Consider the following 26,670-nt stretch of genomic DNA (forward strand, 5'->3'; position numbering starts at 1 on the left):
CGATGAGGCCGGCACATCCAGCATATGTGTCGACAGCACCATCGCCATCGCGAGCAGGCTCACTCCTACAAGGGAATGGCGTTTCAAGTCTCTCCCACAAACCGCCTGCGCTCGCGTAAACTTGCGCGCTTCTCGCTGGCCGCTAGGCTGCAATCATATTTTTTCAAAGGTGCCCGCCATGCCTTGGCTGCAAGTACGTCTCGCCATCAGCCCGGAACAAGCCGAAACCTACGAAGACGCTTTCCTTGAAGTCGGCGCCGTTTCGGTGACCTTCATGGACGCCGAAGATCAGCCGATCTTCGAGCCGGAACTCAACACCACCCCACTGTGGGCGCACACGCACCTGCTGGCCCTGTTCGAGGGCGGCACCGAGCCTGCGCCGGTGCTCGCGCATCTGGAACTGCTGACCGGCAGTCCGCTGCCCGAGCATCACAGCGAAGTCATCGAAGACCAGGACTGGGAACGCAGCTGGATGGACGGCTTCCAGCCAATGCGTTTCGGTCAGCGCCTGTGGATCGTGCCGAGCTGGCACGCCGCGCCCGAGCCTGACGCGGTCAATCTGTTGCTGGATCCGGGCCTGGCGTTCGGCACCGGCACCCACCCGACCACCGCCCTGTGCCTGGAATGGCTCGACGGTCAGGACCTGAAAGACTGCAACGTCCTGGACTTCGGCTGCGGCTCGGGAATTCTGGCGATCGCCGCCCTGCTGCTCGGCGCGAAAGACGCCGTCGGCACCGACATCGATGTGCAGGCGCTGGAAGCCTCGCGCGACAACGCCGGGCGCAACAATATTGCCGACGAGCTGTTCCCGCTGTACTTGCCGGAAGATTTGCCGCAGGTCAAAGCCGACGTGCTGGTAGCCAACATTCTGGCCGGCCCGCTGGTTTCCCTGGCGCCGCAGCTGTCCGGCCTGGTGAAAACCGGCGGTCGTCTGGCACTGTCAGGCATCCTCGCCGAACAAGGTGAAGAAGTCGCTGCCGCCTATGCGCAGGACTTTGATCTGGACCCGATCGCCAATCGCGATGGCTGGGTGCGTATCACCGGCCGTCGGCGCTAGAATGACCGCCTGCATAAACCGGATCGCCGCATGACCGACAGCTTCGTCACCCAGTGCCCGCATTGCCAAACCAGCTTCCGCGTCAGCCATGCTCAATTGAGCGTGGCCCGCGGGGTGGTTCGCTGTGGCTCCTGCCTGCAAGTGTTCAACGCCGCCAAACAGCTGCTGGAACAACACGCCGGCAAGGAAGCGGTCACTCCGGTGGCGCCGTCCATTGTCCAGCCAGCACCGTCTCAGGCGGTGGTCAGCGAGCCACCGCCAGTGGTCGAAGCGCCCGTCAATGACGAACCGCCCGCGCCGCGCGCCATCAGCCAAAAGCAATGGAGCGCCAGCGAGCTGGACCTGGACAGCCTCGATCTGGACGAAGAACTCGCCCGCCTCGAACAACGGGAAATCCAGCCGACCACCGAATTCGGTCGTCAGCGCGAAGAGTCCCTGAGCGCCCGCCGCGACAGCCCTGAAGCCGATGAAACGGAGTGGCGCGACAGCCTGTTCAGCGCACGCGACGATGAACGTCTGCCCGAGCCCGAAGATGACGTCGAGCCAGATGCCGTCGAACCGGAACCGCTAAACACCGCGCGTACCGAGCCTTCCCTGTCGCTGGAGCCGGTGGATCTGGACGATGAACCGCCGATCCCGCAACTGCGCCTGCACGACCCGATCGATCCGAATGCCCGTCGTGAACGCCTGTCGGCCAACGTCGAGCCGGACGATGACGACTTGCCATCGGTCGAACCGCTGCGCAAAAAACGTCAACGCGCCGAGGTGTTGCAGGACCTGACCGACGACCCGCTGCAACTGGACTGGCAGAAACGCCGTTCGCCCTGGGGCCGGCGTCTGCTCTGGGCTTTGCTGGTGCTGCTAGCTGCCGCCGGTCTGGCCGGCCAGTACATTGCCTATCACTTCGATGAACTGGCGCGGCAGGATCAGTACCGCCCATGGTTTCAGCAGTTCTGCCCGCAGATCGGCTGCACGGTGCCGTCCAAGGTCGACATCGGCAAAATCAAAAGCAGCAATCTGGTGGTGCGCAGCCATCCGGAATTCAGCGGGGCGCTGGTGGTGGATGCGATCATCTACAACCGCGCGACGTTCTCCCAGCCATTTCCGTTGCTGGAGCTACGCTTCGCTGACCTCAACGGTCATCTGATCGCCAGTCGTCGCTTCAAACCCGGCGAATACCTCAACGGCGACCTTGAGGGCATGGCGGAAATGCCGCCGCAAACGCCAATCCACATCGCGCTGGATATCCTTGATCCAGGCCCCAAAGCGGTGAATTACAGCCTGAGTTTCCACTCGCCCGAGTGAATCGCTTCATCGCTTCAGGTTTGACGGCAGTTTTCTGACTTCGCCCGCGCTTACCAAACCGCTGGTAATAACAGAATAACTGTTCAGATTTTGTTCAATTCAGCCTTTATCCAGTCATCGAGAGCGGGTATCATGCCAACCCTTTTTCGAACTCTCATGATCCGGCCCCACTTCAGGGAAGTCCTATGTCGGCGGTACGCATCGGCCCATATACATTGCAGAACGGTTTGATTCTCGCCCCGATGGCGGGCGTCACCGACCAGCCCTTTCGTCAGCTGTGCAAGCGTTTGGGCGCAGGGCTTGTAGTCTCGGAAATGGTCACCAGTGACATGAGCCTGTGGAATACCCGCAAGTCGCGCATGCGCATGATCCACGAAGGCGATCCCGAGCCACGCTCGGTGCAGATTGCCGGTGGCGATGCGCAGATGCTGGCGGACGCGGCACGGGCCAACGTCGAACTGGGCGCACAGATTATTGATATCAACATGGGTTGCCCGGCAAAGAAGGTCTGCAACAAGGCCGCCGGCTCCGCGTTATTGAAAGACGAAGCACTGGTGACCGAGATCCTGCAGGCCGTCGTCGCTGCAGTGGATGTGCCGGTGACCCTGAAGATCCGCACCGGATGGGATCGCGACAACAAGAACGGCCTGACTGTGGCGAAGATCGCCGAGCAGGCCGGGATCACCGCGCTGGCCGTGCATGGCCGCACGCGCGCCGATCTGTACACCGGCGAAGCCGAGTACGACACGATTGCCGCGATCAAGCAGGCGGTGTCGATCCCGGTGTTTGCCAATGGCGATATCGATTCGCCGGAAAAGGCCCGTTACGTGCTTGACGCGACCGGTGCCGATGGCCTGCTGATAGGCCGGGCTGCCCAGGGGCGGCCATGGATTTTTCGCGAGATCGAACACTTCCTGCGTACCGGCGAGAAATTGCCGGCGCCGGAGCTGAGCGAAGTGGAACGCATCCTGCTGGAGCATCTGGCCGCACTTCACGCCTTCTATGGGGATGTGATGGGCGTCCGTATTGCCCGCAAGCATGTGGGCTGGTATCTCGCAACCTTGCCGGGCGCCAGGGAGTTTCGCGCCCACTTCAATCGTTTGGATGGTACGGAAACACAATGCGCCAACGTTCGGGAGTTCTTCGCCGAGCGTTACAAGAGCCTGACAGGGGACGAAGAAGGGGTGGCCGCATGACGATGATGACCGAGACTTTAGTGAGTGGAACAGCACCCGTGAGCGACAACGTGAATTTGAAACAGCACCTCAATACCCCGAGCGAAGAAGGTCAGACCCTTCGCGGGAGTGTCGAGAAGGCGCTGCACAATTATTTCGCCCACCTTGAGGGCGCGTCCGTCACGGATGTGTACAACCTGGTGCTCTCCGAAGTCGAGGCTCCCCTGCTCGAAAGCGTGATGAACTACGTCAAGGGCAACCAGACCAAGGCCAGCGAGCTGCTCGGACTCAACCGCGGCACGCTGCGCAAGAAACTCAAGCAGTACGATCTGCTGTAAGCATTCAATCAAACCAGAAAGGCGCCCGCGTAAAACCGGTCGCCTTTTTTGCTGACTTCCTTTGCTTTTGATGGAAATTGAGATGACCGACCAGACTACCCGCCTGCCGATCCGCCGCGCCTTGATCAGCGTTTCCGACAAGACCGGGATCCTCGAATTCGCCAAGGAGCTTGAAGCCCTCGGCGTCGAGATCCTCTCCACCGGCGGAACGTTCAAGCTGCTGCGCGACAACGGTGTTGCCGCAGTGGAAGTCGCGGATTACACCGGTTTCGCGGAAATGATGGACGGTCGGGTGAAAACCCTGCACCCGAAAATCCACGGCGGAATCCTCGGTCGTCGCGGTATCGACGACGCGATCATGAACGAGCACGGCATCAAGCCGATCGACTTGGTTGCAGTCAACCTGTACCCGTTCGAAGCCACCATCAACAAGCCAGGCTGTGACCTGCCGACCGCTATCGAGAACATCGACATCGGCGGCCCGACCATGGTTCGTTCGGCAGCGAAAAACCATAAAGACGTGGCGATCGTGGTGAATGCCAGCGATTACGCCAACGTTCTGCAAAACCTCAAGGCCGGCGGCCTGACCTACGCTCAGCGTTTCGACCTGATGCTCAAGGCGTTCGAACACACCGCCGCCTACGACGGCATGATCGCCAACTACATGGGCACCGTGAATCAGGCTGCCGACGTACTGAGCACCGAAGGTCGCAGCGAATTCCCGCGCACCTTCAACAGCCAGTTCATCAAGGCCCAGGAAATGCGCTACGGCGAGAACCCGCACCAGAGCGCGGCGTTCTACGTGGAAGCCAAGCCTGCCGAAGTCGGTATCGCCACCGCGACCCAACTGCAAGGCAAAGAGCTGTCGTACAACAACGTGGCCGACACCGACGCCGCGCTGGAATGCGTGAAGAGCTTCGTCAAGCCGGCCTGCGTGATCGTCAAGCACGCCAACCCGTGCGGCGTGGCGGTGAGCCCGGATGCCGAAGGCGGTATCCGTCAGGCCTACGAACTGGCCTACGCCACCGACACCGAGTCGGCCTTCGGCGGCATCATCGCGTTCAACCGTGAACTGGATGCCGAGACTGCCAAGGCGATCGTCGAGCGTCAGTTCGTGGAAGTGATCATCGCGCCAAGCGTCAGCGCAGAAGCTCGCGCCATCGTCGCCGCCAAAGCCAACGTGCGCCTGCTGGCCTGTGGCGAGTGGTCGGCGGATCGCGTTCCGGCCTGGGACTACAAGCGCGTCAACGGTGGCCTGCTGGTGCAGAGCCGCGACATCGGCATGATCGGCGCCGACGACCTGAAAGTGGTGACCAAGCGCGCACCGACCGAACAGGAAATCCACGACCTGATCTTCGCCTGGAAAGTCGCCAAGTACGTCAAGTCCAACGCCATCGTCTACGCCAAGAACCGTCAGACCATCGGTGTCGGCGCCGGCCAGATGAGCCGCGTAAACTCCGCGCGTATCGCCGCGATCAAGGCTGAGCACGCCGGTCTGCAAGTGGCCGGTTCGGTGATGGCCTCGGACGCGTTCTTCCCGTTCCGCGACGGTCTGGACAACGCGGCCAAGGTTGGCATCACTGCAGTGATCCAGCCGGGCGGCTCGATGCGTGATGCTGAAGTGATCGCTGCAGCCGACGAGGCTGGCATCGCTATGGTCTTTACGGGCATGCGCCACTTCCGTCACTGATTCCACTCGATCCAAATGTGGGAGCGGGCTTGCTCGCGAATGCAATCTGTCAGCAACAGCCGTTTTGCCTGACACACCGCTTTCGCGAGCAAGCCCGCTCCCACATAAAGCGCTCCAGCAGCGTCTGACAGATTTTTGAGGTTTTTGAAATGAATGTTTTGATCATTGGCAGCGGTGGCCGTGAACACGCCCTGGCCTGGAAAGTGGCTCAGGATCCGCGCGTGCAGAAGGTTTTCGTCGCGCCGGGCAACGCCGGTACCGCGATTGAAGCCAAGTGCGAGAACGTCGCCATCGACGTGCTGGCCCTTGAGCAACTGGCCGACTTCGCCGAGAAAAACGTTTCCCTGACCATCGTCGGCCCGGAAGTGCCGCTGGTGGCAGGCGTGGTCGATCTGTTCCGCTCCCGTGGCCTGGACTGCTTCGGCCCGACCGCCGGCGCTGCACAGCTGGAAGGCTCGAAAGCCTTCACCAAGGATTTCCTCGCGCGCCACAAGATCCCGACCGCCGACTACCAGAACTTCACCGAGATCGAGCCGGCCCTGGCTTACCTGCGTGAAAAAGGCGCACCGATCGTGATCAAGGCCGATGGCCTGGCCGCCGGTAAAGGCGTGATCGTTGCCATGACCCTGGCCGAAGCCGAAGACGCCGTGCGCGACATGCTCGCCGGCAACGCCTTCGGCGACGCCGGTTCGCGCGTGGTGATCGAAGAATTCCTCGACGGCGAAGAAGCCTCGTTCATCGTCATGGTCGACGGCAAGAACGTCCTGCCGATGGCCACCAGTCAGGACCACAAACGTGTTGGCGACGGCGACAGCGGCCCGAACACCGGCGGCATGGGTGCCTACTCCCCTGCCCCGGTGGTCACCGCCGACGTGCACCAGCGCGTGATGGATCAGGTGATCTGGCCGACCGTGCGCGGCATGGCCGAAGAAGGCAACGTCTACACCGGTTTCCTGTACGCCGGTCTGATGATCGACAAGGCCGGCAACCCGAAAGTCATCGAATTCAACTGCCGCTTCGGTGACCCGGAAACCCAACCGGTGATGCTGCGTCTGCAGTCGAGCCTGGTGCTGCTGGTCGAAGCCGCTCTGGCGCAAGCGCTGGACAAGGTTGAAGCACAGTGGGATCCACGTCCGAGCGTTGGCATCGTGCTGGCCGCCGGCGGCTACCCGGGCGACTACGCCAAGGGCGCGGTGATCAACGGTCTGGACACAGCCGCAGGCCTGGAAGGCAAAGTCTTCCACGCCGGTACGGCGCTGAAGGATGGTCGGGTCGTCACTGCCGGTGGTCGCGTACTCTGCGCCACCGCCATGGGCGCTAGCGTCGGTGAAGCCCAGCAGCAAGCCTACAAGCTGGCCGAGGCCATCGACTGGGAAGGTTGCTTCTACCGCAAGGACATTGGCTACCGCGCCATTGCCCGTGAACGTGGCGAAACCCAGGAATAAGCTGTTCATCAAGTCCGGCGAGGGATACCGTTCCTCGCCGGACTGTTCCGCCGCGGCGCATCGTTATATTCTGGCATCAACCTACGAAGGGATTTCGCCGTGCGCTGGCTCAGGATTGCCATAAGCTTCACCGTCACGTTGCTGACCTTGCTCTGCATGCTCCCGGCCCAGGCCGCGCAAGGCAGTGGCTGGTCGGTATTGCTTGACGACCAGGGCAATCTGCAACTGAGCGATATCCGCTCGGCGCGCTACACCAATCAATTCAGCCCTATCGAACTTGATCGCCTCACGGCGGCCGAGCCCGATGGTGCACTCTGGCTGCGCTTCAAACTGGCGCCGGGCAAGCACGAGCAGGTGCTGCGGATCTTCGCTCCCGACCTGTCCAACCTCAGCCTCTACGTGCTGGACGGCGACAAGCTGATCGAGCAACGCACTTCCGGCACCCATCAGCCGCAGGTCGAGCGGCCACTGCCGAGCAGCGACTTCCTGCTGCCACTGCCGCAAAGCGACAAGTCCCTCGACGTTTATCTGCGGATGGTTTCCGACCATCAACTGCGCCCGCACATCACCCTGCAATCGGCGGTGATGAGTGCCGCCAACCAGAACCAGACGCTGATCTTCGGTCTGCTGTTCGGCTGCCTCGGCATGTTGCTGCTGCACAACATCGTGCGCTACGCCTACTCCCGCTCGCGCAGCAGCCTGTGGCTGGCGGTCTGCGAAGGACTGCTGGGCCTGAGTCTGTTGCTGTTGCTCAACCTCGCCGGCCCGTGGTTGCCGAACTGGCACGCGATCCAGACTCCGGGCGCCTATCTGGCGTTGCTGCTGACCGCCCCGGCCGGGCTGATGTTCGCCCTGCGCTTCTTCGCCCCGCTCGGCCCGCACCCGCTGAACAAACTGTTGCTGGGCGACATTCTGTTCATCGTGATCTGCAGCCTGCTGCTGTTATTCGTCAACACCCTGCCGCTGAACATCATCACCTACGCGCTGGTGGCGCTGGCCGGTCTGAGCATGTTGCTGGTCGGCTTCTATCACTGGCAAAAAGGTTATCGCCCGGCGCGGCTGTTCGTTGCCGGGATGGTGGTGTTCAACATCGGTACGCTGATTATTTTGCCGGCCCTGCTGGGGCTGACCCTGGTGGCGCCGCAAGGCCTGATCATGACCCTGATGGGTTTCATCTGCATCAGTGGCTTGCTGATGAGCATCGCCTTGGGTGAACGCCAGCGCAGCATCACCGAAAGCCGGTTCAGCATCAGCCGCGATCTTGCCGCGAGCAATGCCGAGATCAACGCCAAAGCCGAATTCCTCGCCAAGATCAGCCACGAAATCCGCACCCCGATGAACGGCGTGCTGGGCATGACCGAGCTGCTGCTGGGCACGCCACTGTCGGTCAAGCAACGCGATTACGTGCAAACCATCCACAGTGCCGGCAACGAACTGCTGACGTTGATCAACGAGATTCTCGACATTTCCAAGCTCGAATCCGGACAGATCGAACTGGACGATGTGCAGTTCGACCTCAACGCGCTGATCGACGACTGCCTGAGCATCTACCGGGCCAAGGCCGAACAGCAGAACGTCGAGCTGATCAGCTTCATCCAGCCGCAAGTGCCGCGCGTCATCAGCGGCGACCCGACCCGCTTGCGCCAGACCCTGCTGAGCCTGCTGGAAAACGCCCTGAAGAAAACCGACGAAGGCGAAGTGCTGATCGTCGTCGCCCTCGACGAGCGCAGCGTCAAACCGCGCCTGCGCATCGCCGTGCAGGACAGTGGTCAGCCGATGGAGGCGGAAGAGCGCGATGCGTTGCTGCACGCCGAACTGCACAGCAAACACTTCCTCTCGGCCAACCGTCTGGGTGGCAACCTCGGACTGGTGATTGCGCGGCAACTGATCCGCCTGATGCACGGCGAGTTCGGGATCAAAAGCGGCGCCAATCAGGGCAGCACCTTGTGGCTGACCCTGCCACTGGACCCGGATCGCCTCGAACACCCGACCTCCGACCTCGACGGCCCGTTGCAAGGTGCGCGCGTGCTGGTGGTGGACGACAACGATACCTGCCGCAAAGTGCTGGTGCAGCAATGCAGCGCCTGGGGTCTGAACGTCAGCGCCGTGCCATCGGGCAAGGAAGCGCTGGCGCTGCTGCGCACCAAGGCGCACCTGCGCGACTACTTCGATGTGGTGCTGCTGGACCAGAACATGCCCGGCATGACCGGCATGCAACTGGCGGCCAAGATCAAGGAAGACCCGAGCCTCAATCACGACATCCTGTTGATCATGCTCACCGGCATCAGTAACGCGCCGAGCAAGATCATCGCGCGCAACTCCGGGATCAAACGCATCCTCGCCAAACCGGTGGCCGGCTATACGCTCAAGACCACGCTGGCCGACGAGTTGAACCAGCGCAATAAAGGTCAGGTAGTGTTCCAGCCGCAAGTGGTCACTCCCGCGACGGCGGCCAAGGTGCCGAGCGATTTCCGCATTCTGGTCGCCGAAGACAACACGATTTCGACCAAAGTGATTCGCGGCATGCTCGGTAAACTCAACCTGCAACCGGACACCGCCAGCAACGGCGAAGAGGCCCTGCAGGCGATGAAGGCCCAGCGTTATGATCTGGTGCTGATGGACTGCGAAATGCCGATCCTCGATGGCTTCTCGGCGACCCAGCAGCTACGGGCGTGGGAGGTCAGCAATCAGCGTATACGCACGCCGATCGTCGCGCTGACCGCGCACATCCTCGCCGAACACAAGGAACGCGCGCGTCAGGCCGGGATGGATGGCCACATGGCCAAACCGGTGGAGCTGTCGCAACTGCGCGAGCTGATCGAACACTGGGTAGCCCAGCGCGATCAGCAGAACCGTACGGCGTCGACCTTTTAAGCAGGGGTACCACGCCAGTTCGAGCGTGACTCAATCGGCTGCGCCGTTCTCTTCGGCTGGAACGTCTTCAATCAGCCTCAACAACGCCACGTTAGCTTCAAGCCTGTCCTGGACTTTCAGGGCGATGGCTGCGCGAACCGGCCCATAGAGCGTTTCGGACAAATTGGCACTGGCAGAGCGTCTGCAAACACTGCCGCGAATATCCTCAGCCTGGAATAGCTCGGCCAAAGGGTTGTCAGCGAGAATCCGTGCAGTCGCAAATTCGATGTAGACGCTGCTCATCGACATCGGCGAGTGCGCCACGACCACCAACAGCCGTATGATTCTGGAAACATCTGACTGATCCGTCGATGCATCGCTGGCGCCTTTCTGCATGTAACCACGCAGCAGCTCTAGTGCCGGCTCGCTTGCGGAAAGTGCTGCCAGTCGACGCATGACTGCGTTCGCAACGCCACATTGCTCCACAGCACCCCCGAACTCAGGAGCGACCACCCAGTCAACGACAGACACGCTGTTACCCTGTGCGACGGACAGATCCAACCGTGCTCTGAAATGTCGCAGCCAGTATTTGTCCAGAAATTCCATGTAGACGTCATACCAGCCAATACCCGGATCTTTCTCAAGTTTCTTGTTGGCCGCCAGTTGCGCCAACAACAGAGAGTTTATTAAATCCTGATAGCGTTCCGGTTTGTCTGCCGGCGGAATCAGTACAACGGCACCCGCAACGATCAAAACGGAATATTTGCAATTCATATAATCGCCCCCAAAAAAAAGCAGTCGACCTTCGACTGCTTTTTTCGATTTATCAGATATCAATATCTTCAATCTGATCGATACCCACCAGCTTTTTCTTGATCGTCTCACGCACTGCGTTGGCGACGTCGGTGTTTTTGGCAAAGAAAGTTTGAGCTCGATACAAACTTACATTACGAACATCGACATCCACGAACATCACTTTGGTAGAGGTGTTCTTGCGCAGAAAACGCACCGTTCCCAGCGCCATGATTGCCTCACCGTCGAGTTCGACACACGCTCCGGTGGAGATGCCGCCCACGCCGTGGTCCAGCAAATTTCGCTCATAAGCGGTCAACGCAGCAGTGTCCCGTTTTTGCAGGGCCGAGATTGCATCACCCGCGACCTTCAGCATCAGAACGCTGGTTGGTCCTGGCAGTGCAACATTAGCCAGCACGGAACCCAGAATCTCCAGTACCAGCTTGTCCATCCGCACACTCGTGCCTTCGATACTGAGGTCATTGTAGTACTGATCGACAGGCGTCCAGCCAGCGAGGGTCATCACCTCACGGAACCGCTTATACCAATCTCGGCCCTGATGCTCTTCGGGGTATAGCTTGTTCGCTGCACGTGTGGCGAACAGAAGAGCGTTCTGGGCATCCGACTTGTTCTGATCCGAAAGTTTGCCAGAAAAACCCATTGTGACTTCGCCGACAACAGAGCCTTTCGACGGTGCCTCGATTTCGTCCCCTACAGCCAACAGGCCACGAGAGCGAATAACCGGCGCACCCACATCACAGGCTTCAATCGCGTTAATACAGGAAGAGATATAAAGCTCATTAACGATTTGACTATGCACAATAAAAGTCCTTATTAATTAGTAGGCAAGCCCCTCTTGAACTTGCAAGAAAACAATAAACAAACAAGCCCAGCACTACAAACTCAAATCTGTAACATCTTATCCAGCAAACAAGATGCAACTAACAACATCACACAAAACAACTATCAAACAAAAAACGAAAAACCGACTGCCTCGCGCAGAATCTTCTGCACACACAAGCAACTAACCGACTGATAGACTCGCCGTCATCACTCTCCGGATGCGAGTCGCCCTCATGCTCCACGTGTTATTCAGCGTTTACCTGAAGATGCTGGTGCTCTACAGCCCGTTCTTCGTGTTGTCCTGCTTCATCAGCCTGACTCGTGGCTACTCGCGCAAGGAACAGCGGCGCCTGGCCTGGAAAGTGGCGATCGCCACTCTGATCTCCAGCGTCTTGCTTTATCTGTTCGGGCGGGTGATTTTCGATGTATTCGGGATCACTGCGGACGCATTCCGCATCGGTGCCGGCAGCGTGCTGTTCATCTCGGCATTGGGCATGGCTCAGGGCAAGCCGGTCGTGCAGAGTGACAACGTGCAACAGGACGTGACGATCGTCCCGCTGACCATCCCGCTGACCGTCGGCCCGGGCACCATTGGCGCCCTGCTGGTGATGGGCGTCAGTCAGCCGCACTGGGACGACAAACTGACCGCGATCATGAGCATCACCCTGGCCAGTTTCACCGTAGGGGTGGTGCTGTATCTGTCCAATCACATCGAGCGGGTGCTCGGCGATCAGGGCCTGCAGATCGTCAGCCGGCTGATGGGCCTTTTCGTCTGCGCACTGGCGGCGCAGATCATCTTTACCGGGATCAAGGGCTATCTGGTGTCCTGAACGAAAAAGGGCTGCGGAGGAAAATCTCCGCAGCCCGGTCTGATCTGCCAGCTCGCAATGGCTTACTGGTCGATGGACAGCCCGATCAGCGCGCCGAGTTCCAGCAGGGGTTCCGTGGCCATCGCACTCATCAGCTCCTCCAGGCTAACGGTCACCGAGATTTCGTCAGGTAACGCAATCCCGAATGTCACCTGCTGTTGCCGTGCCGCATCAAGGCTCGTGGCATTGCGCAGAATGATGCTGCTTCCCGAATCGGGATCCGTCAGCAGCAAATGGCCGTCGGACATCGAGACCAGCCATCGCTGCATCGGCTCCAGTGTCAATGCCAGATGAATGCCTGCTTCCTCGGCGTCGACAATCAGGCAATCAAGCCGATCCCAAGTCTGTCGGGCCAGTGAAAGGTAATCTGCAGATTTCGCAAACTTGAGTACCAGTGTATCGACGCCATCCGGAATCGCTACAATCCTGCCCGATGAGCCAATACCGTCGATAACCAGCGTATCTGCAATCCGGCTGACCGCTTCCACAGTCATCCATGTATCGATGGGTTTAATGTCTTCACTGGCATTGCTGAACAGTCGGCCCGTTACAGGGTCATGCAGCACCAGGGTCTGATCGTTCGCCACGCCCAGATATTGTGGCCATTCACGTCCTGACACCGAGACACTGAGCAGACGGCCGGCTGCGACGTCATACCAGCTGCAAAGATTATCGCTCCTGCCCGCAAAGAGGTAAGGACCGCTACGCTGACCGGCAAGCAGTCGCGCCAGCTTTTGCTCCCGCGCCTGACGAGACGCCAGGCCATTGAAGAATTCGACTTCCACACCGACGATACGCGGTGGCTCGCCATCGGCCAGGTCGAACAGCACGTGGTCATGCCGGCGGACGTGCAGGCCGGCTCCATGGGGCACGGCCCAGGCAAAAGTGTCCCGCGGCATGACTCGCTGCATCGGGGCCAGCAAGTGCGCCTGCAGCAGACGCGTCCCCGAACCGAATGCCGCCGCCAGGCTTTCAGGCGCCATGAAGGGCTGACGATAGATTCGTCCGGATGCCCAGTCCATCATCCACGCCGCTTTTTTATCTGGCGTCAGCCTCAACACGCGCATGGCTTTGCCCGCCGTGTCGGCAATCAGAAATTGCTGATCCAGATAGATGACATACAGCGATGTCTTGCCCGTTGCGTCGCGGATACCCCCGACTTCCACGCCATCGGCGGACTCGTTCTGAATGCTGGTCCCGACCGCTTCCCACCACTTAAACCCTTGCCCAGTGCGCTGCTGGCGGGCCGACAGCCATGCGTGATTGAGTCCCACCAGCCGCGTCTGGCCGTCGTCATTCATCTGGAACAGCATGCCTTCGTCAGTGAGGATGACGTATTGTCCGCCCTGGCGGTGCACATGCTGCACCTCAAGGTGCAAGACACTTTGTGCAAACATCTCGGGCATCTGATCCGCTGCGCCGATGTGCTGTCGATAAACAAGGCGATGGCCAAGATGATGAAACAACACTGTATCGCCGCTTGATTGAAGCGGATCAAGCAGCACCCAATCGAGAAAGTCAGGTGTACCTTCCGTATTGCGCAGCACAGGCCGAATGACGCGCTCATCTTCACTGCGCACCCAGGCTCGGGTGGCTTTACGCAAATTCTCGTCGAAGGTGTCGATCGTAATCATTGCGCCCAGTGTGAATTCCACTCTCTGGTCATCAAGTACCTCATGGTATGGGTAGTCGTGCCGTCGGAGGAAATCCGAAACATTGTCGCGTCCTTCGCGAATGATCCACGGATGGTCTGAATTCATATCGGAGATCGCAGTAAGGGCGAGGTAGTCTTCGCCGAGCAGGTAAGTCAGCTTGTAGAAGCTTTTCCACATGTCTTCAAAGCGCTGGACCACCTGCAGCAAACCCTCTGGCGTCGCCTGAATCGAAACAATGCAGGGGTTTTTTGATAAATGTATTTTCATCACCCGGTAAGTGCGTTTGATCTGCCCGGTGACCAGATCCGTACGCCAGATGATTCCCTGCGCCGGGCAGTAATAAAACATCTCCTCGCCGATCTTCGGGCCGATGCAGATCTGCGCCGCATACTGTGGGTCCAGTCCGCGCACCAAGTGCATGACATCTTCGGTGTGGTCGTACCAGGCCGTGGTACGAACACCAGTCAGGGCATCGTGATAGTTGCGGATGACCGTCGGGCCATCGGCCAGACGATGAGCGCGGGCGAGTTCGCGCAAATGCTTGCGTGTGGCCGGGCCGTCGGCATCGTTGAGCGCGTCGAGTTCAGCAAAGAGCAGCGCTCCCGTTGCCCAGCCAACCTGATAGAAGCCCTCCGCAAGTTGCAGGTACACGACACTCCTGGCGGGCACCTGCACCCGCATCGAGCCCAACTGAAAAGTATCCTGTTCCAGCTTCACCGCCGCCGCACTCACCCATGGGGCACGCAATGACCACGTCATTGGATCATCGGAGGAAACCTGCAGCCGCAACGACTTGACGCCCTCGGTCAGGGTGATCGAGCAGTGCCCGCCAGTGGCATCGATGTCATAGCAAAGGTAACCGTGCACCTCCTGCGGCAATGGGGGGACGTGCAGAAAACGCTGATCAGGGCCAATCGCAACACTGACGCGGGTTTCCTCGTAGTTGGGCACCATTTTTTCGATGATGTATTCGGTCGGCAACCGGTAAAAAGTGAACCAGAATTGCCGCTTGCCTTCCCTGTCGTGCTCCAGCGCCAAAGCCGTTTCCAGGTTTTCCCTGAGTGTTGTCGAAAAGGGTAGACCACCGTATTCGTAGCCCAGGAAGCACTCTGGCAAACTCGGCAGCACGACGCTTTCAATACCGGGAGTCATATCGAGGGAAATCGTACCGCGAAGGTCGAGAGTCTCTCGAAGGCTGAAAGCCTTGCTGCGATCCCCAACGATCTTCGGCGGATGCAGATCGGAGTAATCGTCCGCTGCGAAAATTTTGTGGTGGCCGAAGGTAATGAGCCCTTTGCGCAAATCAAGCCCGGTATAGACCGCACAAGGATTGGCAATGTAGGTATCGCCTTGCACCGAATGGCTTTGCGGTCGATAGGCCGAATGCACATCATTCAGATACCGGCCGATCCGTCTTCCACGTTCTGCCCTGGCGCTGAACCCCTCGACCAGGGCGCCGATGCCCACCGCCAGCCCGCCCAGAATCACCCCGGCGCCGCCGAGGAAGGCCGCCGCCGTGCCCGCACCGGCAACACCGGCGCCCAAAGCGCCAACACCCAGCACCAGCCCAGCTGAATCGAAGGCCAGCTGCGTGGCATAGACCGCACGCTGGATATCGTTTTGGGCATTGACCAACAGATAAATGTCAAAGCCGATGCTGGCCAGCTGCAAAACGGTTCCGACACCCTCGTTCAAGACGTTGCCCAGTGCATTACTGACAATCGACGAGGTGGTTTTGGCCACCCGCAGACCGTCGGTAAAGGCATGACGCACCAGATTCAGCAGTTGCACTGCGTCGACCACCAGCCCGTGAGCCATCTGCGCGTAGGCCAGGTAACCGTGGATGCGCACTGCCGACGTCAACGCGGTCGACCCCATCCCGGACTCCGCGCTCTGCAACCCGAGCAGCAGGGCTTGAATGGCAAATCCGGCATTGAGCGTGTGCACCGCACCGACATCCGTCGGATCGATCACTGGCGCCCCCGCGCGTCTGCCGGACAACGCTTCAAACGTATCGCTCAGGTAAGACTTGATCCCTTGCAGGCGCGTGTCATCGGTCTGCACTGTGCGTGTGCGCTGCGGATCACTGGCACTGACCATGGTGATTTCGCTGCGCCCTTGCGCAGTGCTCTTCAGGGAGTCGAACACCGGAACGAAGTCACGAGATAGTTGATGCTGGTCCTGTAACCGCAGGGTCGCGCTTTCGATCGTCCGCGCCCACTTGTGGCTGTCCACACTGCTCAGCGCCTGTCCCAGACGCGCGTTCTCTGACAGGGAACGCGCGCGCAAGGCGGCATGCTGACTCCAGGGTTCGACGGCACGCCCGCCACCCAGCGGATCACTGCTGAGCAAATGCTCAACGCTAATTTCCGAAGGCAACGATTTACCGGCAATGCTTGCGCCGTCGAGTTCGATGACCTCGAAAACGCTGGCAGCCCCCTGTTCCAGACCATAAAGCCGGGCAATCACTTCCTTCTGCATGAAGCGCTGGACGCCTTGTTGCAGATCCTCGATCCGGGCGAACGCATACAGCCCGAAGTTGGGATCGTAGAAGCGATAGGAAGTCTCGCCTTGCGCTACAACCTTGCTCACCAGCATCGAATGATTGTCGGTGTTGAGCAACAGGCTGCCGGCAGCGGTTTTTGCTTCCAGCGTCTGCATCACAGTGGCCAGGTTCGCCGCCGGTCTCTTCTCGCCAAATCGCGCCATGGGTACCCCACGCAACTCGTCCAGCACCTTGAGCAGGGCATGGGCTTGCGGTGCGTCGGGAGTGAGATTGGCAATCGCCAGTTTGCCGATCAGCGCGCGCTCGGCCGAAGCGCCTTTCTCCAGTGCGGCGGCCATCACCAGCGCCAGTGGATAGCAGCGTCGGCCCGGATCCCCCGCACCGCGCAGCAGCAAATCCTGTGGCAATTGCCTGCCTGCGTAGGCGCCTGCCTGGACGAAGGTCTCACGTACCGCCTTGCCCCGAGAGAGGATCGACGCCCGGCGCTCATTCATGGCGGCGACTTCGACCCGACTCACGTACTCGCGCCATTGCCGTACGCTGATCGGTTCGGCAAATGCCTGCGCCTTCAACACTCTGGAGTTCTGCCCGAGCGATTCACGCTCCGATGCATTGACTCGTGCCTCGACCGGTGCAGGATCGCGACTGAGCAGTGTCTGTTCGATCACTTCGTAGCGCGCTATCAGGCCACGGTCTCGCGTATCTTCGGCAAAGGCGACGGTGGTTGCCCAGACGTCTGCGAACCCGACCTGATCCAGTGTTGCGGCACCGAACAGGCCGCCGAACATCACCCGATGCAACGGGCTCAACTGCTCCAGCGGCAACTTGCCTGCAGCGATGCGCGCCAAGGCCTCGTTGAGGTTACCCAGTGACTCGGCCCCCATGGAGGTTGGAGCTTTGTCGACTGTCTGGTTCAGCACCTGCTGTCGAGTATCAAAGTCGAGGTGGATGGGAACGTTGAACGTCACATCACCGGTCAAGCGGTCATTCATGGCGCGCACAAACGGCTCACCCAGATCATCCAGCAGTTGCTGCAGAACCGAGGTCAGCAACACGGACTTTCCTTCTATGACCGGCCAGCCCAGTTTGAACGTGAGGGTCCGCTCTTTGAGCAAATCGGACAGATTGCCGGCGTAGCGCGACTTGAGCTTGCCCGAGTTCCACTTCTCATGTTCTTTTGCCAGCCAGTCTTCGGGGGTATCCTTGACTGCCCAGCCGGAGATCATTTCTTCTTCGGTAAAGACGTTGAAGCCGTCGACCTGCTTCATATGATGGCGAATGTTGTTCAGCTGTTCACTCTGCAGTTCTCTTTCGACATAGCCGATTACACCGCCTTCAAGTGCGCCCGGACCGGTCATGTAGATGGTGCCCAAGGCGTCGAAACGAATCCCGTCCTGATAATACTGAGCTATGGCGCGTATGAGCTTCTCTGATGAATATTCACGCGATGTATTGGGCAAGCGCCCATCAGCCTGTGCTTCAGAGACGACCTTGATTGCAATATCATCGACTGACGACACATCTGCTGGCGTCACGCCTGCGAGTATCATGCGGCGCTCAACCTCATACAGGCAGTCATAAGCCACCCGGATGAAGTGCATGCTCGCATTGACCATCTTGCTGCCAGGATGAGCCAGAACATAGGCATTCATTTCCTTCGACGACGGATTGCCCCAGGCCGCGCCGCGCCCGATGGCATCCTGGGATAAAGACGTCGGCTGCGGCGAAGCGAAAATCTGCTCCACACCCGGCCTGCTCCGGGCAAATGCGCTCAGTGCCTCGAGATGCTCGGCGGGAATATGCCCGGTTCTGTCGACATAACGTTGCCGATCGCGCCCCGGCATCAAGGTATCGTCATGGTTGAGCAATAACTGCAGGACACCGATCTTCGCGTCTGTGCTGAAACCACTGATGTCCACGCCGCCCGGTCTCTCGATCAGCGGCGGCAAATAATCCATGTCGCTGTAACGCCCGCCCTCGAGAAACCCGGCCTGCAGTCGCACCACGTCACTGGCTGCAGCAAAGTTGCCGCGCATGGCGACTTCGCGCTGGTAGACGTCCGCCAGAAAGTGGCTGGCAAACTCCTGGCGAACATCGCGCAGGCGCAAGTCCTCACCCACCATGGCCTGATGCGAATCCAGACATTTCTGGCGGAAGGCTTCGAGCGTCGCACGGTCCTTGCCATAACCCCGCACCATCAGGTCGATCCGCGCCTCGTCTGCGCGTCCGGCCCAGCGTGGATGATTCAGGTAGTCGAACATCTGCTGTTTGAGTACCCGTGCGCGGTCTTCGATCATTCTCGACAGTCCCGTCGGGGTTACCTTTTCGTCCTTTAATACCTTCATCGTGTCCGCACGGGCACTGTCGAGAATCACCCGATTCATTTCAAAGGCCAGCAGCGCATCACTGTCATACCAGAGATTGAATGCATATCCCTGCGACGCCAGTACCTTGCGCCAGATGTTCATGTAATCGCGCTGATTCGGCCCGACCTCACTGCCACCGACCCAGACAAAATGCATGATGCGCGGTATCGGTTTGCCAGCGGAGAGCATCTTCACAGTCGCACTCAAGCGGCGGTCGTAGTCGCCCAGTTTCAGGCGCAGTTCATTGACCTGAGCATCCGCGGCGTCCAGCTGTGGTGATTCAATCGCGTCCTTGAGCAACCTGATCGCTATCAGTTGCTCCGGAAGACTGGTGGCCGCAGCGGCCCCGTCGTAGTAGCGCAAAGGAGCCTCCCCCAGGCTACCGCTGACGGACTCAAGTTCTGTGCGCGCAATAAGATCGGCGAACACTCTGCCCATCGTGACTTCATCCATAGTGCTCAATGCAATTTCCTTTTTTTTGGCCAAACGAACCCATCGCGACGACATGAACCGTCGCGACACAGAGAGAAAACAAACTTCAAAAAACCCAACGAAGACTTTCGTCAGGCCGGCACCGCTCCCAGCAACTGCGCCAGCGTTGTACTGCCGTCGCCATCATCGACTTCGACGATTTCCCGCAGCCTCTGCACCAGGCTCGATACCGGATAGGAACGCCCGCCCTCGAACCCGAGGAAGACGTCACCGCGCATCACCGGATCCGCCGAGCACACATCCCGCAGGATCAGGCTGTGCTGGCGATCCGGGTCGACAATCAGCAAGTGCTCGTCGACAAACGACAGTTGCAGTGTTTGCGGTGCGTCCAGCGCCCAGACCAGCTTGCCGGGAATCGCCGGGACCTCGCCCAGCGGGTGACGGCAATCGACAATCACCGAGTCCAGCCGCAACCAGCAGGCCTTCGACAGGTGGTACGTGACGCCGCCCTGCCCCAGGCGCAACACCAGACAGCTCACGTCATCAGCGATCAGTGGCAACAGGTCTTCAACCTTGTTCTGGCCCTCGACCACCAACACCTCGGCCTCGCGCCGCATGTATTCGAACGGGCCGATGCTCTGCTGACCGGGGTAGACGTGTACGCGGTGTGCCTGAAGTTCGTGCAACAGCACATGCCGATGGCGGGTGCCGAGCAATTCGCAATCGTGTGGCAGGTTCTGGCCCGCGACCCGAATCAGTTGTGCATTCGCCACGTCGTACCATTGCAGGTTGCCCGCGCCAGACTCCACGGCGATGTAGGGCCCATGCTCGGCGGTCTCCAGCAATGCCTGCAGAGACTCCGGCAAATGTTCCGCGTGCTCGCTGGCCCAGTGATGATCGACGCCGATGATCCTTTCAGCTTCCTGATATCGCAGCTTGAGTGACACGCCGTTGACCGATGTCCCGTACAGACCGGAGCCGTCATTGCGCACGGCGCTGAACCGCCAGTCATCCCACTCGGCCTGCGGTGCCGGCAGCAAGTCGCTCGCCAGTAACTGGGCGCCGCTGCCGAATGCTGGCTCGAGTTGCCGGCTGTCGAAGAACCGCTGACTGCAGATTTCACCGCTGGCGACATCGAACAGCCAGACCGCCTGGTTGTCCGGTGTGACCCCGAGCAGGCGCATTTCCCGTTCGTGCCCCGGATCGCACAGCAGCAAGCGGTTATCCACATACCAGGCACACAGGCTGCGATCACCGGCGGCGTTGCGCAGACCCAGAATGGCGAAACTGTTGACCGGGTACTTCACCGCCAGCGTTTCGAGTGCCTGCCACCACTGTGCGCGCCCCCTGAGCCAGCGCTCACTCAAGCCACCCAGATGCACTTCACCCTCTGCGGTCAGGTTGAAGAACAGACCGTCGTCGGTCAGGGCCAGATACCCGTCCTGCACCGATACCACGTCATTCAACCCGTCGGGCTGCAGCCATTGATGCGTCCATTGTGTCGGCCAGCGCTCGCTGCCAGCGGACGCGCTGCGTTGCACCTTGCACAGCTTTTGCGCCAGCCGGTCGTAGATGAAAAACAGCTCGTGCTCCTGGTTGACCGGCAGAAGCAGCAGATCACCAAGCTGTTTGATCGAATCGACCCAGCCGCGGTCATGCCCGAAGGTAAACGGATGAATGCACAACAGGTCACGGCTGCGAATCCAGACCAGGTCACGTTTGCCCGGATCGAACGCCCAGCAGACCGACACGTAGGCGGCCGGTTGCCAGTCGACGGTACTGACGCCTGCGCGTTCGGGCACCGGCGATAACGTGAAATAGTGACCAAGCACTACCGACCAATCCGTCAAGGTCGGGTTGGCGAACACTCTCTGGCCCAGCTCACGGTCAATCTCCCGGGTAACTGCCACCAGTTGCAGTTGGCCCTCATGGATCAGATAGTTGAATTGCGTGACTTGCCGATCGGTACCCAGCCATTGCTGTTCGATATGAATCACACCCTGCGCATCGACTTCAATACGCCGAATGCTGCACTGCCCCTCCATGACAAGCAGACGGTAGCGGCACTTGAGCAAACCGCTGACGGCATCGACCTGCCAGATGTCGTAGTTGCGCACCTCATAGAAAAACGCAGAATCGTCGACCACCGCCGCCAGCAGCATTTCATCGGCCGCCAGTACCTCTTCACTGCGGATGTACAGAAAACGATCCTCGGCAGCGTCGTACCAGGCCGTGGTGTGACGCGGCTGGCTTTCGGGCTCGAAAGGAATCGGAAAGTGATGAACTGGCGTGTAAGGCAGCACCAGCCGATGCTCCCGGGCCAGTGTCTGGTAATGCGTGAGCAGCGACTGCTCATTCTCCCCGGCTGGCGCGCTCTGCTCGATAATGTCCAGTCGTCCGTCGCTGCGGTTGACCTTGAACGATTGCCGCCCGGTCAGCTGGAGCATGACCTCATGCCGACCTCTGCCGCCGAACGTCACCTTCACCCCACCCACCGAAAGAACCCCGCCAACGTCGATCCGCACATCCCTCTCAGTGGCCCAGGCGGCTACCAGATTCCAGCGGCACTGCTGCAGGCTGGGGGACTGCAACTGGAGATTGACCCCGCGATTGAGGATCAGTGAACAGGCGCCGCCCGCACCTTCGATGCGGTACGACACCTTGTCGTGCCAGACCTGCGGCATCATTGGCACCGCCAGCGCACGCTCGTGGGCATCCAGCCGCACCTCGATCACGGTTGGCCGATACGACGGTGCGAGACGGTTGATGATGTAGTGCACGGGAAAGGAGTAGAACGAGAACAGAAACCGCCACTGGCCAGCCGCATCCTTCTTCTCCAGCTTGCGGGCGGTATCGAAGCCGGTGTCGTGACGCAGCGTCGAGAAAGGCAGCGCCTTGTATTCGTAACCGTAGAACGTGGTCGGCGTGCACGGCAGGACGACCAGTTGCGTGCTCGGCGGATCGAAGTGGATGTAGCCGGGAAGACCCAGTTCACGCCGCAGATCGAGCGCTTGTTGATCATCCGGATTGAAATCCGGCACCCCGAAATGGTCGCGCAGCCGATACACCTTCGGACTGTCGAGCACCAGCATCGTGCGATTGAAGTCCAGGCTCTGGACGACCAGCGAAGGGTGAGCGACCCACGCCCCGAGTCCGTCGTCATACCGATAACCGACACCCCGACAGGCCCGTTCCAGCTCATCGAAGAACAGCCCGACCTCCTGCGCCTGCTCAGCGATCCTGGCAAACCCCTGGGCCAGGGCCGCCACACCCACGGCCAGTCCGCCCAGGATCACCCCGGCTCCACCGAGCACGGCGGCCGCTGTTGCCGCGCCCGCCGTGGCAGCCCCCAGACCACCGGCGGTCAACGCCAGACTGGCGGAGTCGAAGGCCAGTTGGGTGCCGAATTGCGCGCGCTCGATCTCGTTGTCTGCCGTCGCCAATTGATAGATGTCGAAACCGACATTGGCCAGCCCCAGCACCGCGCCCACGCCTTCGTTGGCGACATGTCCCAGCGCCTCGCCAACCACCGGCGCACAGGTGCGGGCGATGATCTTCTCTTCATTGAGCGCGGTTTTTACCAGACTGATCAGGCCAGCGACATCCGTGACATTGCCGTGCACCAGCTGCGCGTAATTGACGTAAGCGTGCAAGCGCACGGCGGTGGTCAGGGTGCGGTCATCCCCCTCTCGTCCACGCAGGACGTTCATCAGTGTCTGGATGGTGAAGCCGGTATTGAGCGTGTGTACGGCACCCGCCTCTGCCATCTGTGGCGAGGCTCGGGTGCCCAGTGCCGAAAACTGCTCCGACAGATAATTTCTGATGCGCAGCAGACGATGATCGGTGCTCACCACCTGCACCACATGCTCGGCCTGCGAGGGATCGACCAGGTTGATCCGGTACTCGCCGGCGGGCGTCATCTCCAGGGTTTCGAACAACGGCACCAGCGGTTTTGCCGCAGCATGCAAGTGCTGTAGAGCGTCAGTCGCCTGGGCAATCTGCTGTCCCCACCAATGACTGTCCAGATCGCGCAGGCTGCGCCCCAGGTGCGGATTACTGACCAGCGAATGGCCGCGAGCACTGTTCAGGCGCCGACGGATCGGTCGCTGTGTATGCTCCGGCAGCACATTGTCGGATTCCAGCAATTGCCCGACGCGCAAACCGCCGGACAGATCCAGCGCCGCTATCTTTTGCCCCTGCAGCTCGATCAGATCAAAGGTCGGGCGCGCGTCGTCGCCATAGGCCGCATAGTATTTCGCCATGCCCTGTTTCTGAAAAAGATCGGTCAGTGCCAACTGAAACTGGTCAGGCTGGCTGAACTCGAACACGCCGAAATTGGGATCATAGAAGTGATAGGTGGCGTGCCCACCATTGAAGATTTTCGCCACCAGCATGGCGTGGTTATCCGAGTTGAGCATCAGCGTGCGCGAGCTGGCGAACGCCTCCAGCGTGGTGCCGAGCTGCTGCAGATCGACCCGCCCCAGCGGCTTGCCGATATCGTGCAACTGCACGCCGCGCAACTCCTCGAGCGCCTCCAGAAATACAATTGAATCGCGCTGCTGCGGCTCGACAGTGGCCAGGAAGAATCGCTCGCGCAAGCGTCGCGACGCCGCCACGCCGTGCTCCAGAGCAGCGCTCATGATCAGCGCCAGCGGGTAACAGCGGCCACCGGGATCCCCTGGCCCCTGGAGCAACAGATCCTGCGGCACCAGTTTGACGTCACTGGCCTCGATTTGCCCCAGTACCTGACCCAGCCGCAGGATCACCTGCTCACGATGTTCGCGGGTGGCGATGGTCTGGATATGGGCAACATGACGCCCCCATTGAAACAGCGTGTGCGCCTGCGACAGCGCAGCTCGTTTCAACGTTAGCGCGCTGTCCGACGAGACCATCGGCTGGTCGACATGGCTGGCGAGACCGGCCATGAATTGCGGCGCCCGATGCTGATACAGATGGCGTTCAATAGCCGCATAACGCACCGATGCTCCTACCTCGGCAACGCTGTTGGCGAGGTTGTCGAGCTCGGGGGCAAGTTGCGTGAAGCTTGAGTTATCCAGTGAGCGTACGCCGAGCATCTGTCCCAACACTACCCTTTGCAAGGGACTGATCTGGAAGAACTGCAGCGAACCCTCGGCAATGCCGCTTAGCAACTCATCCAGCGCCAGCCCCTGAATCCGCGCATCACTGAGCGACGCCGGAGCTTGCAGAGTGGCGGGTTGGGCCTTGATGGCCTGACGATCGTCGAACCCCAGACCCGGCCCTTCGGGAAAAACCAGCGGACCGTTATGACCTTGCCTCATCGCCGCCACAAACGGTGCACCGAGTCGGTCGATCATCCCTTGCAAGACCCCCGTCAATAACACCGGGCGTCCCTCGATGAGCGGCCAACCCTCTTCGAACACCACAGTCTGCTGTTTGAGCAGGGCAGCAACATCACCGCTGTAGCGGACACTGAACTGTCCTTGCCGCCAACGCTGCTGTTCGTCGACAACCCATTGTTCATCATCGCTGGCGTTGTCTTTCCACGAGTGATCCTGCTCCTCCTCGGTCTTGTCGTTGATCATCCAGAGCGGCTCGATGGCAGTCTCGACGCGCACTGTTTCATCTTCGCGCGGGACGAAATTGTGCTGTTCGTAATCGCGCATGCCAGCGCGCATCGCGGCCGGGCCAGTCAGAAAAATTGTCCATTCGCTCTGCGGGCGGATACCGTCTTCGAAATATCCGGCGACCGCCAGAATCAGTTCGTTCACCGTTGCATGCTCGATCGAGGACAGAGCGGCAATAGAGCCGCAGTTTTGCTCGAATACCTCGCGCGCAAGCGTCGACATGCCGTAAAAATCGCTCAGCGCAACACCGCGCTTGGCCGCCAGTCGAGCCGTCAGGTCGATGAAGTCATAATTGAAGCGAAACCGGTCGATCACGCTTTTGAGCATCGGCGATCGGGCATGGGCCATCAGGAAGGAATTGCTCAGCGAGCTCTGCACAGCAACTGCCCGCAAGTCCTGTGGGCGGACGAGCAGCTCGGCCGGCGCCTGGAACACTTCATTCAGCGCCGGTTTTTGTCGGGCAAACGTCTCAAGCGCGGCGCGGTGTTGCTCGGGAATGCTTGCCAGATAATCAGTGTACTGGTGGCGCAGCGCCTCGCGTGCAGGCATCCAGTGCCGATTGTGATCGAGCAGCAGTTGCAGAACGCCAACGCGTGACCGGGGATCAAACCCGCTGATGTCAACACCTCCCAGAGTCTTGACCAGTGGCGGCAGATTATCGACATCGGCATATCCGCCGCCCTCTTCGTAAAGGACCTCGGCGCGCACCACATCGGAAGCAGCGGCCAGATTGCCGCGCAACCGGATTTCACGCTCGTAGATATCCTGTAATTGCAGCGGAGTATCAAGGGCGTTCAAGTCGCGCAACTGCAGGTCGTCTCCTGCGAGGTCCAGCAGACTGCGGCGGTTTTGCTCGATCAGCGCCTCCAGTTGCGCGGCGTCCTGCCCATAGGCGCGGGCCAACAGATCGACGCGTGCTTCATCAGCTGAAAGTCCCCGCGCCAGTGCGGCATCGATATGCATGGACATCTGTTGTTTAAGGACGATGGCCCGTTCTTCGTACAGCGTGCCCAACTGGTCTTTGGAAATACTGTCGCTGCCATCTTGTTGCAGGGCGTCAGCCTTGGCCGCCTCGACGATCAGCCTGTTGGTTTGCCAGGCCAACAATGCGTCGCTGTCGTACCAGAGATGGAGGCTGTAACCTTGCCCGTTCAGCACCTGTTTCCAGAGGTTGAGATAGTCACGCTGTATCGCGCCCAGTCCTCCACCGAGCCAGACAAAGTGCAGATTCTTCGGCACCGCAGTCGGGGTGCTCTTCGCGTACGCCAGGCTGTTTTGCACACGGGTCTCGAAAGCCTGGATGCTGTTATAGATGCGCGACAACGGTGCAGGCTGGCTATCGGATTGCGAGTATTTATGTGGCGAACCGATCAACTGGCCGATCGACTGCTTGAGCAGTGCCAAAGGCTCGATCAGTCGTGGAGAATCGAGCAAGCCGATACAGGCAAAATAATAACGCCACACTGACTGATAGGATTCACTGCCCCTGTACGCCGACATGGCCTGTTCCAGATCCGCTTGTTTGAACAGTTTGATGAATTTGACAAACCCGCTGGCGTCTTGAGTTCTTCGGTCCTGCATGAAAGTTGCTCCTTTGCCCTGACCAATAACGAAAGTGCCCGCTGGCACTTGCATAGCGGCCAAACTAACTTCTGGCGAATCGGAGCTCAAACTTCAAAACTTTCAATACATGTCAAAATCAACAACTAAAAAACAACTGATAACGCATGTAACGGCA

12 protein-coding genes are annotated in these 26,670 nt (G+C 59.9%); 8 read left to right on the forward strand and 4 right to left on the reverse strand.

Annotated features, from left to right (window positions below):
* Window positions 1-178 precede the first annotated feature (178 nt).
* The 7 genes from prmA to QMX91_RS09360 all read left to right on the forward strand — a co-directional run bounded on the left by prmA (window position 179) and on the right by QMX91_RS09360 (window position 9,884).
* Complete coding sequence (gene prmA / locus QMX91_RS09330; RefSeq protein WP_282412597.1) at window positions 179-1,057, forward strand: 50S ribosomal protein L11 methyltransferase; 879 nt, start codon at window positions 179-181, stop codon at window positions 1,055-1,057.
* 30 nt (window positions 1,058-1,087) lie between these two features.
* Entirely contained in the window at window positions 1,088-2,362 is a 1,275-nt protein-coding gene (locus tag QMX91_RS09335) for a DUF3426 domain-containing protein (RefSeq protein ID WP_134785343.1), read from the forward strand.
* A gap of 185 nt (window positions 2,363-2,547) precedes the next feature.
* Window positions 2,548-3,558 (forward strand): tRNA dihydrouridine synthase DusB, encoded by a 1,011-nt coding sequence (gene dusB, locus QMX91_RS09340; RefSeq protein ID WP_007961945.1) that lies wholly within the window; start codon window positions 2,548-2,550, stop codon window positions 3,556-3,558.
* On the forward strand, window positions 3,555-3,875 hold the full coding sequence (gene fis, locus QMX91_RS09345; protein ID WP_003221275.1) for a DNA-binding transcriptional regulator Fis: 321 nt from the start codon (window positions 3,555-3,557) through the stop codon (window positions 3,873-3,875). The genes dusB and fis overlap by 4 nt, the downstream gene beginning before the upstream one ends.
* A gap of 82 nt (window positions 3,876-3,957) precedes the next feature.
* Window positions 3,958-5,565: a bifunctional phosphoribosylaminoimidazolecarboxamide formyltransferase/IMP cyclohydrolase gene (gene purH, locus QMX91_RS09350; protein WP_134785341.1), complete on the forward strand. Its 1,608-nt coding sequence runs from the start codon at window positions 3,958-3,960 to the stop codon at window positions 5,563-5,565.
* Window positions 5,566-5,714: 149 nt separating this feature from the next.
* Window positions 5,715-7,010: a phosphoribosylamine--glycine ligase gene (gene purD, locus QMX91_RS09355; protein WP_282412598.1), complete on the forward strand. Its 1,296-nt coding sequence runs from the start codon at window positions 5,715-5,717 to the stop codon at window positions 7,008-7,010.
* A 99-nt stretch (window positions 7,011-7,109) separates the two neighbouring features.
* On the forward strand, window positions 7,110-9,884 hold the full coding sequence (locus tag QMX91_RS09360) for a hybrid sensor histidine kinase/response regulator (RefSeq protein ID WP_282412599.1): 2,775 nt from the start codon (window positions 7,110-7,112) through the stop codon (window positions 9,882-9,884).
* Window positions 9,885-9,914: 30 nt separating this feature from the next.
* Here QMX91_RS09360 and QMX91_RS09365 read toward each other — a convergent pair whose 3' ends face one another.
* A complete protein-coding gene (locus QMX91_RS09365) occupies window positions 9,915-10,709 on the reverse strand; it encodes a hypothetical protein (protein ID WP_282412600.1) in 795 nt (264 codons plus the stop codon).
* The gene (locus QMX91_RS09370; protein WP_098967026.1) at window positions 10,690-11,475 is read right to left on the reverse strand and encodes a hypothetical protein; all 786 of its coding nucleotides are present in this window, start codon (window positions 11,473-11,475) and stop codon (window positions 10,690-10,692) included. The genes QMX91_RS09365 and QMX91_RS09370 overlap by 20 nt, the downstream gene beginning before the upstream one ends.
* A gap of 256 nt (window positions 11,476-11,731) precedes the next feature.
* Here QMX91_RS09370 and QMX91_RS09375 point away from each other — a divergent pair, with 256 nt between their 5' ends.
* Complete coding sequence (locus tag QMX91_RS09375) at window positions 11,732-12,328, forward strand: MarC family protein (protein ID WP_027613585.1); 597 nt, start codon at window positions 11,732-11,734, stop codon at window positions 12,326-12,328.
* 62 nt (window positions 12,329-12,390) lie between these two features.
* Here QMX91_RS09375 and QMX91_RS09380 read toward each other — a convergent pair whose 3' ends face one another.
* Window positions 12,391-19,347, reverse strand: coding sequence for a TcdA/TcdB pore-forming domain-containing protein (locus QMX91_RS09380; RefSeq protein ID WP_282412604.1), 6,957 nt, complete (start codon window positions 19,345-19,347; stop codon window positions 12,391-12,393).
* A gap of 110 nt (window positions 19,348-19,457) precedes the next feature.
* Complete coding sequence (locus tag QMX91_RS09385) at window positions 19,458-26,513, reverse strand: TcdA/TcdB pore-forming domain-containing protein (protein WP_282412601.1); 7,056 nt, start codon at window positions 26,511-26,513, stop codon at window positions 19,458-19,460.
* Window positions 26,514-26,670: the final 157 nt, after the last annotated feature.

Origin of the sequence: Pseudomonas sp. PS01299 (assembly GCF_029960145.1) — a bacterium.
Taxonomy (GTDB): Bacteria; Pseudomonadota; Gammaproteobacteria; order Pseudomonadales; family Pseudomonadaceae; genus Aquipseudomonas; species Aquipseudomonas putida_A.